12 protein-coding genes are annotated in these 12,608 nt (G+C 73.5%); 6 read left to right on the top strand and 6 right to left on the bottom strand.

The features are described 5' to 3' along the window. Positions 1-78 precede the first annotated feature (78 nt). On the top strand, positions 79-675 hold the full coding sequence (locus tag BMY07_RS19435; RefSeq protein WP_092780305.1) for an FKBP-type peptidyl-prolyl cis-trans isomerase: 597 nt from the start codon (positions 79-81) through the stop codon (positions 673-675). A gap of 69 nt (positions 676-744) precedes the next feature. Here BMY07_RS19435 and BMY07_RS19430 read toward each other — a convergent pair whose 3' ends face one another. Next, positions 745-2,802 carry an MMPL family transporter gene (locus BMY07_RS19430; protein WP_092780302.1) on the bottom strand — a complete coding sequence of 686 codons (2,058 nt, stop codon included), beginning with the start codon at positions 2,800-2,802 and terminating at the stop codon, positions 745-747. A gap of 83 nt (positions 2,803-2,885) precedes the next feature. Here BMY07_RS19430 and BMY07_RS19425 point away from each other — a divergent pair, with 83 nt between their 5' ends. Further along, positions 2,886-3,347: a MarR family winged helix-turn-helix transcriptional regulator gene (locus BMY07_RS19425; protein WP_245782500.1), complete on the top strand. Its 462-nt coding sequence runs from the start codon at positions 2,886-2,888 to the stop codon at positions 3,345-3,347. A 352-nt stretch (positions 3,348-3,699) separates the two neighbouring features. Here the strand turns inward: BMY07_RS19425 and BMY07_RS19420 are convergent, their stop codons facing one another. Beyond that, positions 3,700-4,677 (bottom strand): quinone oxidoreductase family protein, encoded by a 978-nt coding sequence (locus BMY07_RS19420; protein ID WP_092780299.1) that lies wholly within the window; start codon positions 4,675-4,677, stop codon positions 3,700-3,702. A 145-nt stretch (positions 4,678-4,822) separates the two neighbouring features. On the opposite strand from BMY07_RS19420, the gene BMY07_RS19415 reads away from it, so the two are divergent. Further along, positions 4,823-5,140, top strand: coding sequence for a hypothetical protein (locus BMY07_RS19415; protein ID WP_092780296.1), 318 nt, complete (start codon positions 4,823-4,825; stop codon positions 5,138-5,140). Positions 5,141-5,216: 76 nt separating this feature from the next. Here BMY07_RS19415 and BMY07_RS19410 read toward each other — a convergent pair whose 3' ends face one another. The 4 genes from BMY07_RS19410 to mptB form a co-directional block, all read right to left on the bottom strand. Further along, the gene (locus BMY07_RS19410; RefSeq protein WP_092781075.1) at positions 5,217-6,161 is read right to left on the bottom strand and encodes a COX15/CtaA family protein; all 945 of its coding nucleotides are present in this window, start codon (positions 6,159-6,161) and stop codon (positions 5,217-5,219) included. 315 nt (positions 6,162-6,476) lie between these two features. After that, positions 6,477-7,193 carry an ABC transporter permease gene (locus BMY07_RS19405; RefSeq protein ID WP_092781071.1) on the bottom strand — a complete coding sequence of 239 codons (717 nt, stop codon included), beginning with the start codon at positions 7,191-7,193 and terminating at the stop codon, positions 6,477-6,479. 163 nt (positions 7,194-7,356) lie between these two features. Further along, positions 7,357-8,283, bottom strand: coding sequence for an ABC transporter ATP-binding protein (locus tag BMY07_RS19400; protein WP_092781067.1), 927 nt, complete (start codon positions 8,281-8,283; stop codon positions 7,357-7,359). 11 nt (positions 8,284-8,294) lie between these two features. Beyond that, positions 8,295-9,920 carry a polyprenol phosphomannose-dependent alpha 1,6 mannosyltransferase MptB gene (mptB, locus tag BMY07_RS19395; RefSeq protein WP_245782499.1) on the bottom strand — a complete coding sequence of 542 codons (1,626 nt, stop codon included), beginning with the start codon at positions 9,918-9,920 and terminating at the stop codon, positions 8,295-8,297. A gap of 144 nt (positions 9,921-10,064) precedes the next feature. On the opposite strand from mptB, the gene BMY07_RS19390 reads away from it, so the two are divergent. The 3 genes from BMY07_RS19390 (at position 10,065) to BMY07_RS19380 (ending at position 12,567) form a co-directional block, all read left to right on the top strand. Then, positions 10,065-11,309, top strand: a complete 1,245-nt coding sequence (locus BMY07_RS19390; RefSeq protein ID WP_143073554.1) for a hypothetical protein — start codon at positions 10,065-10,067, stop codon at positions 11,307-11,309. A 46-nt stretch (positions 11,310-11,355) separates the two neighbouring features. Continuing rightward, entirely contained in the window at positions 11,356-11,757 is a 402-nt protein-coding gene (locus BMY07_RS19385) for a hypothetical protein (RefSeq protein ID WP_092780287.1), read from the top strand. 102 nt (positions 11,758-11,859) lie between these two features. Next, complete coding sequence (locus BMY07_RS19380; protein ID WP_177215652.1) at positions 11,860-12,567, top strand: helix-turn-helix transcriptional regulator; 708 nt, start codon at positions 11,860-11,862, stop codon at positions 12,565-12,567. The last annotated feature ends 41 nt before the right edge of the window (positions 12,568-12,608 follow it).

The following is a 12,608-nucleotide window of genomic DNA, read 5'->3' as shown; positions in this document are numbered from 1 at the left end:
GGATCACCACCGGGTCGCGGTCCGCACCGCCGGGGCACCCCGCGCCCGCCGCGATCCGGGGACCTAAGCTCACCAGCCATGCGCAACGTCGGCAAGTTCATGATCGCGGTGGCCGTGGGGATCAGCCTCACCGCCTGCGCCAACTCCGAGCAGGCGTCCTCCCAGCCGCCCGGGGACCCCACGGTGAGCGCCAAGGCGAAGCCCACCGCGAGCAGCGCGGCACCGACCACGGTCGCACCGTCCACCGCCGCCCAGTCCGGTGGCCAGGAGTGCTCCGTCGACGACATCCTGGTCGAGGGTGCCCCCGGCGCCAAGCCCAAGATCACCATCCCGCCCGCGTGCGCCGCGCCCAAGGGGCTGCAGAGCAAGGACCTCGTCGAGGGCACCGGGCCGGTGGTCAAGGCCGGGGTCACCATGGACACCCACTACCTGCTGGTCACCTGGTCCAACCGGCAGGAGAAGGACTCGTCCTGGGACCGCGGCGAGCCCTACCCGCTGGAGAACGTCGGCCAGGCCCAGGTCATCGACGGCTGGAACGAGGGCCTGATCGGGATGAAGCAGGGCGGCCGCAGGCTGCTCGTGGTGCCGCCGGAGAAGGGCTACGGCCAGGGCGGCAACGGCATCGCGCCCAACGAGACGCTGGTGTTCGTCATCGACGCCGTCAAGGTCACCTGATCACCCGTCCGACCGCTCACCCGTCCGATCGCCGAAGGGCGCGCCCGCACCGGGCGCGCCCTTCGGCTTTCAGCCGACCTTGCCCGGCCACCACACCCTGCGTCCGATGTCGACGGTCAGCGCGGGCACCAGCAGCGAGCGCACCAGCAGGGTGTCGAGCAGCACGCCGAAGGCGACCAGGAACGCGATCTGGGCCAGGAACAGGATCGGCAGCACCGCGAGCGCGGCGAAGGTGGCCGCCAGCACGACACCGGCCGAGGTGATCACACCGCCGGTGACGGTCAGCCCGCGCAGCACCCCGTCGCGGGTGCCGTGCGCGAGCGCTTCCTCGCGGACCCTGGTCATCAGGAAGATGTTGTAGTCGATGCCCAGCGCCACCAGGAAGACGAAGGCGAACAGCGGCACGCTCGGGTCGGCGCCGGGGAAGCCGAGCACGTGGTTGAACACCAGCGCGCTCACCCCGAGCGTCGCGGCGAACGAGAGCACGACGGTCGCGATCAGCAGCAGCGGCGCCAGCAGCGCGCGCAGCAGCAGCGCCAGGATCAGGAAGATCACCGCGAGCACCACCGGGATGATGATCTTCCGGTCGTGCAGCGAGCTGGTGCGCACGTCGAGCTGGCCCGCGGTCGCGCCGCCGACCAGGGTGCCGCCGACGTCCCTCGTCCGCTCCCGCAGCCGTTGCACCGTGTCGAGCGCGTTCGGACTGTCCGCCGCGTCCTTGAGGACCGCGTTGATCTCGACCTTCCCGTCGACGATCTTCGCCCCGCGCACGGCCGCGTCGGCGACGCCCTCGGTCTCCTTGGCCAGCCGCACGACCTGTTCCGCCGAGGACGCCGCGGTCACCAGGATCGCGGGGGAGCCGGTGCCGCCGGGGAAGTGCCGGGTCAGCACCTGCTGGCCGGTGACCGAGTCGACCTCGGTGAGGAACAGCTCGCTCTGCGCCACCCCGTCCGCCCGCAGCTGCGGCAGGAAGCCGACCCCGATCGCGAGCACGAGCGTGCTCAGCAGCCACACCGCGCGCGGCCGCCGCCCGACCAGCCCGGCCACCCTCGGCCACACCCCTCGGCGCGGCTTCTCGTGCTCGACCGGGTCGACCGACTCGTACCGGGGGCGGGCGGGCCAGAACGCGGCCCGGCCGAGCAGCACCAGCACCGCGGGCAGGAACGTCAGCGCGGCGGCCAGCGAGGCGGCGATGCCGATCGCGGCGACCGGGCCGAGGCTGGAGTTGGACCGCAGGTCGGAGATCAGCAGGCAGAGCAGCCCGGCGATGACCGTGCCCGCCGACGCCGCGATCGGTCCGGCGGCCGCCCGCAGCGCGGCCCGCATCGCCGCGCCCTTGCTCTCGTGCCTGCGCAGCTCCTCGCGCAGCCGCGCGATCAGCAGCAGCGCGTAGTCGGTCGCGGCGCCGAACACGAGGATGAACAGGATGCCCTGGCTCTGCCCGTTGAGCAGCAGCACACCGGCCTTGGCCAGCGCGTAGACCACCGCGACGGCCAGGCAGAGCGCGAGCCCCGCGGTCAGCAGCACCACGAGCGGTAGCACGGGACTGCGGTAGACGACCACCAGGATCAACGCGACCACCGCCGCGGTCACGCCGAGCAGCAGGCCGTCGATGCCGCCGAACGCGGCGGTGAAGTCGGCGATCAGGCCGCCGGGACCGGTCACGTGCGCGGCCAGCCCGTCCGGCAGGCCGTCGAGCCGCTCCCGGATGTCGGCGACGACCACGCGGGGCTTCGCGCCGCCGGTGGGCAGCAGCGCGACCGCCTGGGCCGCCTCGTCGTCCTGTGTGGACAGCTTGAGCGGGGTCACCGGGCCGACACCGGGCACCTCGGCCACCTCGGCCAGCGCGGCGGTGATCGCCTGCTGGTCGGCGCCGGTGAGGCCGCCGGGGCGCTCGAACACCAGCACCGCGGGCAGGGCGTTGACCTCGGCGAAGCCCTTCTGCAGCTCGCCGACCCTGGTCGACTCGGCAGACTCGGGCAGGAACGCGGCGTTGTCGTTGGTCTGCACCGTGCTCAACTGGCCCTGCAGCGGTCCGCCGACGCCGCCGACCACGAGCCAGGCGACGATCAGCAGAGCGGGCAGGATCCAGCGCGCGGCGCGGGCGCGGGTACGGTTGTCTGTCATCGCGTCCCTGTGGCTGCTAGGTGGGGTGGGGCCGTGGCACATGATTATTCAGCACGCTGAACAACGCAACTCCGGAGGTGCGGGTGGGCGCAGGGGACCCGGTGGCCTCGTGGCCGACCGGACGGCTGCTCTCGGTCGCCGCCCGGCTGGTCGAGCACTCCTGGCAGGAGTTCCTGGCCACCAGGGGGCTCACCCACGCCGGGCTGATCGCGCTGCACCTGCTGCGCGAGGGGCCGCGCACCCAGCGGGCGCTCGCGCACGGCGCCAAGGTGACCGACCAGACCATGAGCCGGACGGTGGAGCGGCTGCACCGCGCGGGGTTCGTCGAGCGCGGTGTCGACCCGGTCGACCGCCGCAGGATGGTCGTGTCGCTGACCGACGAGGGCCGCGAGGTGCACGCCGAGGCGTTGCGCGCAGAGCGGGAGGAGCCCGAGGTTCTCGGCGCGGTGCGCGACTACGAGGCGTTCCGGCGGCAGCTGGTCGAGCTGGTCACCGTGCTCGGGGTGGACCGGACCACCTCGGCCCGTCCGGACCCTCGGGGGTAGTGCGGGTCCCTGGCCACCCGGGACCCCGGTGGACCGGCCGGAGGTGAAGGCCGGTCGCGTCCCGCGCTTCCGCACCGGCTAAGGCGTTGCTCTTTTCGCGGGTACGCCGACTCGGATGATCGCTGCGGCGCCGGGTCCATTCACGGCCGATTTCCGGGGCCTGTGTAATGCAGATCACCATGCGTTTTTCGGCCATCGAGCGCGCCCTTGCTGCGACTGGCGGAATGGCGCGCGGGAATTCCGAGACCGCCCGCGGGTGAACCATTTCGCTCGGTCCACTGACGCGGGCGGTGCTCTCCCCGACCCTCACCGCACAATGCCTCCGCTCGGTGACTTCCTTACCTTTCCGGCGTCACGGGATCAGCAGCAGCTTCCCGGTGGTCAGCCTGCCCTCGAGCTCCTCGTGGGACCTGCGCGCGTCGACCAGCGGGTAGCGCCCTGTCACGCTGACCCGCAGGTCGCCGCCGGTGATGGCGCCGAACAGCTCGCCCACCCGCCAGCGGGTCTCCTCGGGGGTGGCGAGGTGGTCGGACAGCGTCGGCCTGGCGAGGAACACCGAGCCCGCCGCGTTGAGCCGCTGCGGGTCCACCGGCGGCACCGGGCCGCTGGCCGCCCCGAACAGCGCCAGCACGCCGCGGCGGCGCAGCACCTGGAGGCTGCCGTCGAAGGTGGTGGCGCCGACCCCGTCGTACACGGCCGCGACGCCCTCGCCGCCGGTCAGCTCCTTGGTGCGGGCGACGAAGTCCTGCTCGTCGTAGCGGATGACCTCGTCGGCCCCCGCGTCCCTGGCCAGCCGCTCCTTGTCCGGTGTGGACACCGTGCCGATCACCCTGGCGCCGCGCGCCTTCGCCAGTTGCACGAGCAGGAGCCCGACCCCTCCGGCGGCGGCGTGGACCAGGACCGTGTCGCCTTCCTGCACCGGGTAGGTCGACGCCGACAGGTAGTGCGCGGTCAGGCCCTGCAGGAGCACCGCCGCGGCCGTCTCGTCGTCCACCTCGTCCGGGACGGGAACCGCCCACGTCGCCGGTATCACGACCTGCTCGGCGTAGCTGCCGATCGAGTGCGTCCACGCCACCCGGTCCCCGACGGCGAAGTCGGTGACGCCGTCGCCGACCGCCTCGACGGTGCCCGAGCCCTCCAGGCCGGGGGTGAACGGCAGCGGCACGGGGTAGGCGCCGGTGCGCTGGTAGGTGTCGATGTAGTTCACCCCGGCGGCGGCGACCCGGACCAGCAGGCTGCCCGCGCCCGGTCCGGAGATGTCCACCTCCGCCGCGATGAGGACCTCCGGCCCGCCGTTCTCCGAAACAACGATCGCCTTGGGCACAGTCATTCTCCTTGTGTGTGGGTGATCCCGCCGTCCCCGTTTGTGGTCGACCGGGGCCGCGCGTTCTGGGGTACCCCTACCACCCGGTCACCGAGTGCGTCCGCTCACGGTGACCGGGTGTGGTGGCCGCCGACGACCTAGGCTCTGGGTCATGGCGAACTCAGCTGAGGAGAACACGGGAACGCGGGTCCCGGACGCGGCACTGCACTCCGCCACCGCCTTCGTCGCGGCGCACGGTACGCCGTCCCGGGGTGTCGTCGAGGGTATCGGCCGAACCGGCGCCCGGGTGGTGCTCATCGGCAAGGACGGCGCCATGGGTGACGTGCTGGTACCCGACCTCGAGACGGGCGCCGCCCTGGTGGACCGGGTAACCGGCCTGGAGCGGTCCGATTGGGACCGCGACACCGTGGCGGCCACCCGCATTGGCCCGGCCCACCGCGCCAAGATGGCCTCCCGCACCCGCGGCTGACCGGCCCATCAGGTCCGGTTCGAACCACCCGTCAGGACACCAGATTCACCCGATGACCGGGTGACCCGGCTGGCGGTTACGCGGCGACGAGCTCGGCGGGGGTGGTGGTGCGGGCTCGGGTGCCGCACCAGAGGGCTGAGGTGGCGGCGACTACCGCGGTGGCGCCGAGGACGTGGAGGGAGACGAGGAGTTCGGGGACTCCGGTCCAGAACTGGACGAAGCCGAGGGCGCCCTGGGCGAGGACCACGGCTACCACGATCCAGTAGCGGCGCCACAGGGTTCGGCTGGAGGTGCCGGTGCGCAGCAGCAGGCCCGCGGCCAGGAGCATTCCCAGGTATACGAACAGGAACGCGGCGTGGACGTGGGCGAGGGTCTCCACCGGGAGGGCCAAGCGGGGGGTTTCCGGGTCGCCCGCGTGGGGGCCCGCGCCGGTGACCATCGTGCCTGCGATCAAGAGGCCCACCAGGACGACCACCGAACCGGTCAGCAGCCCCGGCAGCGCTGACGGCACCCGCACCGGGTCACGCTCCGCCGGGTCGACCGCGTCGACGAGCAGTACCGACAGCCAGACCATCACCGCGGAGACCATCAGGTGCACCGCCACGGTCCACCACAGCAGGTCGAAGCGGACCGTGAGCCCGCCCAGGACCGCCTGCACCACGACACCCACCGGCATCGCCAACGCCAACCGCACGTAGTGCCTGCGCCGCGGCCGGGCCAGGTACGCCAACGCGAACGCGGCGAACGCGACGATCCCCACCACACCGGTCAGCAGCCGGTTGCCGAACTCGATCCACTGGTTGAGCGCCGCGAACTCCGGGTGCGACACCGGCACCAGGCTGCCGGGCTGGCACTGCGGCCACGTCGAGCACCCCAGACCCGACCCCGTCACCCGGACCACCGACCCGGTCACCGCGATCAACGCCTGGGTCACCACCACCGCGATCGCCACCGCGCGCTGGACGCGCGTGCTCGGGGTGGGCAGGGCATCGATACGGGCCTTCAACGTCTCCAGCGGCACCCGCCGATGGTAGGCCCGCGTCACTGGGAGTCGTGGTCAGGGCCTGCCTAGCGTGCCCTGGCTCTCACCACCCGCCGATCGGCGAAAGTGTGGTCATGCTCGCGAAAGGACCCCACGCGGTGATCACGGGGAACTACACTCCGTCGCGGAAGCGCGGATTCCCCCACCCGCCTTCCCGGCTGCCGTCGGTCCGGTTACTCCCCCACGACCCGCCCGGCGGCAGCCTCCGTATCCATTCCCTCCCGCCACCCGCCCCCACGTCCCCGCCCGGCATCGTTCCCGGCTTGGCGGGCTAGCGCGATCTGGCGGTCGCGCCTAGGTCAGCTTGGTGGTCTTGGTGGCGACTAGGCCCGCGATGCCGCCCCAGGCCAACAGTGGGGCCACTGTGGACAGGGCGGGGGCGGTGCCGTGGACGAGGGCGTCGGTAAAGCCTTCAGTGAGGGCGGCGGAGGGGAGTAGGCGAACCACGTCGGCCATGCCCGTGGGGAGGGTGTCGGCGGTCAGGACCACGCCGCCCGCCAGCAGGAGCACCAGCCAGATGACGTTGGCCAGGGCCAGCACCACCTCCGCCTTCAACGCCCCGCCCAGCAGCACCCCGATGGCGCCGAAGGACAGCGTGCCCAGCACCCCCAGCACCACTGTCCACACCAGACCAACCGCGGACGGCGACCAGCCCAGCAAGGCCGCCGCGATCCCGAGCACCACCAGTTGCAGCGCCACCACCGCCAAGCAGCCCAGGACCCGGCCCGCCACCAGCAGCCAGCGCGGCAACGCCGTTGCCGCCAGGCGTTTGACCACCCCGTAGCGCCGGTCGAAGCCGAGGGCGATGGCCTGCCCGGTGAACGCCGTCGACATCACCGCGAGCGCGAACACCCGCGGTACCAGGGAGTCCACCCGCGGCTCCGGCAGGTCGATCACCGTGACGTTGGCCAGGCCCACCAGCAGCGCGAGCGGGATGAGCAGGGTCAGCAGCACCTGCTCGCCGTTGCGCATGGTCAGCACCGCCTCGGTGCGGGCGTGCGTGCGCAGCATCCGCAGCGGGGCGCCCGCGCCGGGGGCGGGGGAGAAGGTGCCGGGGGTGAACCGCCCGGTCGGCGGCAGGTCGGTCACAGGCGCGGCTCTCGTCCGGTCGACATCATCTGGGTGGGCACGGGCGGGCGTGTGATCTGGGTGGGCACGGGCGGGCGTGTGGCAGTCACGAGCGCAGTTCCCGCCCGGTCAGGTCCAGGAACACGTCCTCCAGGCTGCGCCTGCCCACCCGCAGCTCCTCGGCGAGCACCCCCTGCTGCGCGCACCACGCGGTCACCGTCGAGACGACCTGCGGGTCGACGGTGCCGGTCACCAGGTACCCGCCGGGGGAGGGTTCCGACACCAGGCAGCCCTCGGGCAGCGCGGCGACGAGCAGCCCGGTGTCCATGCCGGAGCGGGCCCGGAACCGCAGCGCCTGGGCGTCCGGGTGCTCCTCGGTGAGCTGCGCGGGGCTGCCCTCGGCGACCACCCGGCCACCGTCGATGATCACGACGTGGTCGGCGAGCGCCTCGGCCTCCTCCATCAGGTGCGTGGTCAGCAGCACGGACGCGCCGTCCGCGCGCAGTGCCGACACCAGCTCCCACACCAGTCGCCGCGCCTGCGGGTCCATGCCCGCGGTCGGCTCGTCGAGGAACAGCAGTTCGGGGCGGCCGACCAGGGCACAGGCCAGCGACAGCCGCTGCTGCTGCCCGCCGGAGAGCCGCTTGTAGGGGGTGCGCGCGCAACCGGAGAGCCCCAGGACGTCGATCAGCCACGCCGGGTCGAGCGGGTTCGCCGCGCACGCCGCCACCAGCCGCAGCATCTCGCCCGCGCGCACCCCGGGGTAGGCGCCGCCGCCCTGCGGCATCACGCCGATGCGCGGCCGCAGCTTGGAACCGTCGGCGGCCGGGTCGAGCCCGAGCACCCGCACCGCGCCGGAGTCCGACCGCAGGAAGCCCTCGCAGATCTCCACGGTGGTCGTCTTGCCCGCGCCGTTGGGGCCCAGCAGCGCCAGCACCGAGCCGGGCGCCATCCGGAAGCCGACGCCGTCGACCGCCGTGGTCGACCCGTACGACTTGACCAGGTCGGACACCTCGACGGCGGGCGTGTTCACAGTGGTCAAGCCTAGGACGTGGGCGCCGTCACGGCCCCGGCGGGCGCCCACTCGGCACGCGGGATGTGCTTGCGGACCGCGGTCACCGCCAGCAGGGTCACCGCGATCGCGCCGATGTAGGCGTAGGGCAGCACGAACACCCGCCCGTCGAAGGTCGCCCCGGTCGGGCCGAGCGCGACCGCCAGACCCGCGCTGACCACCATCGCCGCGGTGCGGAACCGGGTGTTGCCCGCGCCCGCGGCCAGCGGCACCGCCGCCCACAGCAGGTACCAGGGCTGCACCGTCGCGCCGAACACCAGCACCGCGCCGAGCCCGACGCCGAGGCCGGTCAGCGGGCGCAGCTTCCAGCGGAAGCTGTCGAGCAGCAGCTTCGCCGCGATCAGCGGACCGATCACCGCGCCGACCGTGCGGCTGGCGGTGATCGCGGCGTCGATGTGGTTGCCGAGGCCGAGCACGATGCCCAGCCAGCCCGCGCCGAAGCCCAGCGCGGTCATCGGCGCCATCCAGCTCTTGATGGTGGCCGCGGTGTTGAGCGTCGCGACCCAGCCGTAGCCCAGGCCGCTGCCCAGCGAGGTCGCGGTCAGCACCACGGCGAACACCACGCCGAGCCCGCCCGCCACCGCGAACAGGTTCTTCCACGAGCCGCCCATCCGGCGGGCGATCATCACGCCGAGGAAACCGAGCGCCAGCGCGGCCGGGATCTTCACCGCCGCGCCCAGGGTGATCACCGCGGCGCCGACCCCGTACCAGAGCAGTTCCCCGCGCTGCCACGGCGGGAACGGCCCGTCCGGGGTGACCCGCGGCATCCGGCGCAGCGCCAGCTCGAACCCGACCAGCATCAGCCCGATCGCCAGCGCCTCGTTGTGCACGCCGACCACCAGGTGGAACAGCACCAGCGGGTTCGCCGCGCCCAGCCACAGCGCGCTGACCGGGCTCACCCCGAACCGGCGGGCCAGCCGGGGCAGCGCCCAGATGACCATCGCCAGGCCGAGCAGCGCCAGCGCCCGGTGCGCGGCGACGCCGAGCACCACGTGGTCGCCGGTGAGCCAGTTGACCGCCTTGCCCAGGGTGAGGAACAGCGGCCCGTACGGCGACGGCGTCTCCCGCCACATCGTCGGCACGCCCTGGGTGAGCGGGTGGTTGATGCCCAGCGCCTGCGCCGGGCCGACGGTGTACGGGTCCTGGCCCATCGCCACGATCTCGCTCTGCGCCAGGTAGCTGTAGACGTCGCGGCTGAAGCTGGGCACGGTGAACACCAGCGGCGCGATCCACATGACCAGCGTGCGGGCCATCTGCGGCACCGACACCGCGCGCGCCCGGCCCGGCCGCGACAGCCTGCCCAGCGCCAGCCAGGCCAGCACGATCATGAACACGCCGGTGAACGCGAACGCCAGCGACACCGTGGTCATCCGGCTGAACAGGCCGAGCACCGGGAGCCGGAACACCGGGTTGAACACCGGGGCCGCGCCCGCGCCGAGCGAGCCGATGGTCAGCAGCAGCGACCCGACCGTGCCGAAGCGGCGCACCACGTCGAGCTGCCTGCGTTCGCGCTCGTCGAGCGGACCGGAGTCCGCCCGCCCCGGCTCGCCCTCCGCGCGCGTGCGCGTCGCGTCCCCCACAGTGTCACCGGCTACCACGTCCGGAAGGGTAGCGGCAGGCCGATTCCGGCGAACCGCACCTGGCGCGCCGGGCACCGCGCTACCGTCGTGATCATCCGAGCCGTCCCGGCCGGTACCGGCGTCCCCGGGCGCCGCGGTGTGGTGGTGGTGAGGGGCGGTCTCATGCCGGATCCGACTCTGCTGTCGATCGTCCTCGCGGCTCTCGCGGGGGTGCTCGCCGCGGTCAAGCGGCTCGAACGCGCCGACTGGGTGCTCCCGCTGCCGTGGGTCGACCTGGCGCTCGCCGTCGCGTTCGCGGTCACCGCCGGTGCGTTCGACGACCCCGCGTGGTGGGTCGCCGTCGTCGCGTTCGCCCTGGGCCTGTTCGGGTTCGGATTCCTGGCCGGTATCGCCGCGCTGACCCTGATCCGGCTCCCCGACCCCGAGCTGATGGCGATGACCGTCGTGCCGCTGCTCGTCGGTTTCGCCCTGCACCACTTCCTGCGCGCCGCCAACGGCAAGCAGCTGCCGTTCGAGGCGGCGGAGCGCGACAGCGCCAGGTCGGACCTGCGGTGGTCGCTGGCGGCCAGGATCGCGCCCCTGGTCCCGTTCGCGTTCGTCCTCGGCGTCCCCCTGCCCGGCGGCGATCTCACCGACACCGCGGTGCGCCTGCTCGGTGCCGCGGTGATCGCGCTGTACCTGGTCGCCGTGGACCGGATCCGGGTGGCGTTGCTGCGCCCGCGCCGCCGGATCCTGCGCGCGGCCGAGCTGAACAACGCCCTCGTCGCCACCGTGCTCGCCGCGAGCCCGATCGGCGCCGAGGCCGTCGCCTGGTGGGGGCGCGCCCCGCAGCCGATGGGCTGGGAGTGGTACCGGCTCGTCGCCGTCGTCTTCTCGGTGTTCGTCGTGCTGGCGGTGGTCATCGGCAACAACATGGTCCGCGGACCGCTGCTCGTGGTCGTCCTCGCCCTCGGGCACCTGGCCAGGCTCGCCGTCGCCACCGGATTGGTGTTCACCGCGGCCATCGCGCTGTTCCACCCGGACCGCGACCTGCTGGTGCCCGCCGTGATCGGTGGACTGCCCGCACTGGTCATCGGCTGGCTGTCGATCAGGCGCGGCATGGTCTTCCGGCAGTTGGCCGACGCGGCCCTGCTGTCCACCCTGACCGAGTCCAAGAGGGCCGCGGTGATCGACACGTGGGTCACCGAGAAGGTCCTCGTCGCCGCGCCCGACCTCTCGCTGCCCGACGCGGTCGGCGCCCTGGCGTTGCGCTCGCTCGCCGACGAACGGGCGCAGCCGCCGTGGCTGGTGCGCACCGACGAGGCGCTCGCCGTCGCCGACGCCCTGCTCGACGCCGTGGACCGGCGGGTGGCGCGGGACGGGATCACCGACGACCAGGTCGACCGCGCCCGGCTGGCCGCGCGGTGACCTCGCGCTCTGGCAGGCCAAGATCCGGGGCGAGCGGGGTGACGCGGTGGGCGCGCTGGCCGCCGCCAAGGACGCGGTGACCGCGTTCGACGCCGCGGGCGCCCGGTTCGGCACCGCGCTGGCGTGGTCCGCGATGGCCGACCACGCCGACGCCGACCCGGACCTCGACGTCATCGCCGAGATCGACGGCTGGCTGGCCGCGCACGACCTGCCCGCGGCGGCCAGGCGGCACGCGGCGGGCTCGGCGGCGCGGGTCGCGGCCGACCGGGGTGACCTCGCCACCGCCCGTGACCGCCTGCACGCCGCGCGCCGCACCCCCGCCCCGGTGGGGGCCTTCGCGGCCGCGATGCGCGCCGACCGGGTCCACTTCGGGGCCACCCCGCGCGAGCTGTGCGGCATCATGCTGCTGGTCGAGCGGCAGGTCCTGGCCGTGGTAACACCGCGGTGACGACCGGACAGCCGGGCGTCACCCGGACGGGTCTTGTGAGCCACGACACCACCGCTGACCCCCACCTTTGCCAGCCGCCGGGAAATAAGACACACTTGTGTTGTGAAAAAGACCGCTCCCGCTCCGCGGACCGCTGCGGAGGCCGACGCCCCCGCCGCGGCCGGGCAGCAAGCCGAGGGTCGCACCCGCGAGGGCGTGGCCAGGCTGCTGCTGGAGCAGGGGCCGGTCACGGCGGTCGCGATCGCCGAGGCGCTGGGGCTGAGCCCGACCGCCGTCCGCAGGCATCTGGACGCACTGGTCGCCGACGGGGAGGCGTACACCCGTGACGCGCCCCGCCTGGGGACCAGGGGCCGCGGGCGACCGGCGAGGCTGTTCCTGCTCACCGAGGCCGGTCGGTCGCGGTTCGGGCACGCCTACGACGACCTCGCGATCTCCGCGCTGCGCTTCCTCGCCGAGACCGGGGGGGAGCAGGCGGTCCGCGCGTTCGCCGCGCGCCGGGTGGCCACACTGGTCGACCGGCACCGCGACGACGTGACCGCGCCGCAAGACCCGGCTGGCCGCGCCGAGGCCCTGGCCGCGGCGCTGACCAGGGAGGGCTACGCCGCCTCGACGCGCAGCGTCGGGGCGGGGGAGCAGTTGTGCCAGCACCACTGCCCGGTCGCGCACGTCGCGGCCGAGTTCCCCCAGCTGTGCGAGGTCGAGACGGCGGCGTTCGCCGACCTGCTCGGCACCCACGTGCAGCGGTTGGCCACCATCGCCAGGGGCGACGCGGCGTGCACCACGCACGTCCCGCACCAGACGGTCCCGTAGCGCTCCCGGCGGCGGGCACGACAGCAGTACAGCACCACAGC

The sequence above is a fragment of the Actinokineospora terrae genome (assembly GCF_900111175.1).
Classification (GTDB): domain Bacteria; phylum Actinomycetota; class Actinomycetes; order Mycobacteriales; family Pseudonocardiaceae; genus Actinokineospora; species Actinokineospora terrae.
The sequence above is the reverse complement of the archived record's forward strand: the minus strand, read 5'-3'. Positions and strand labels throughout refer to the sequence as shown.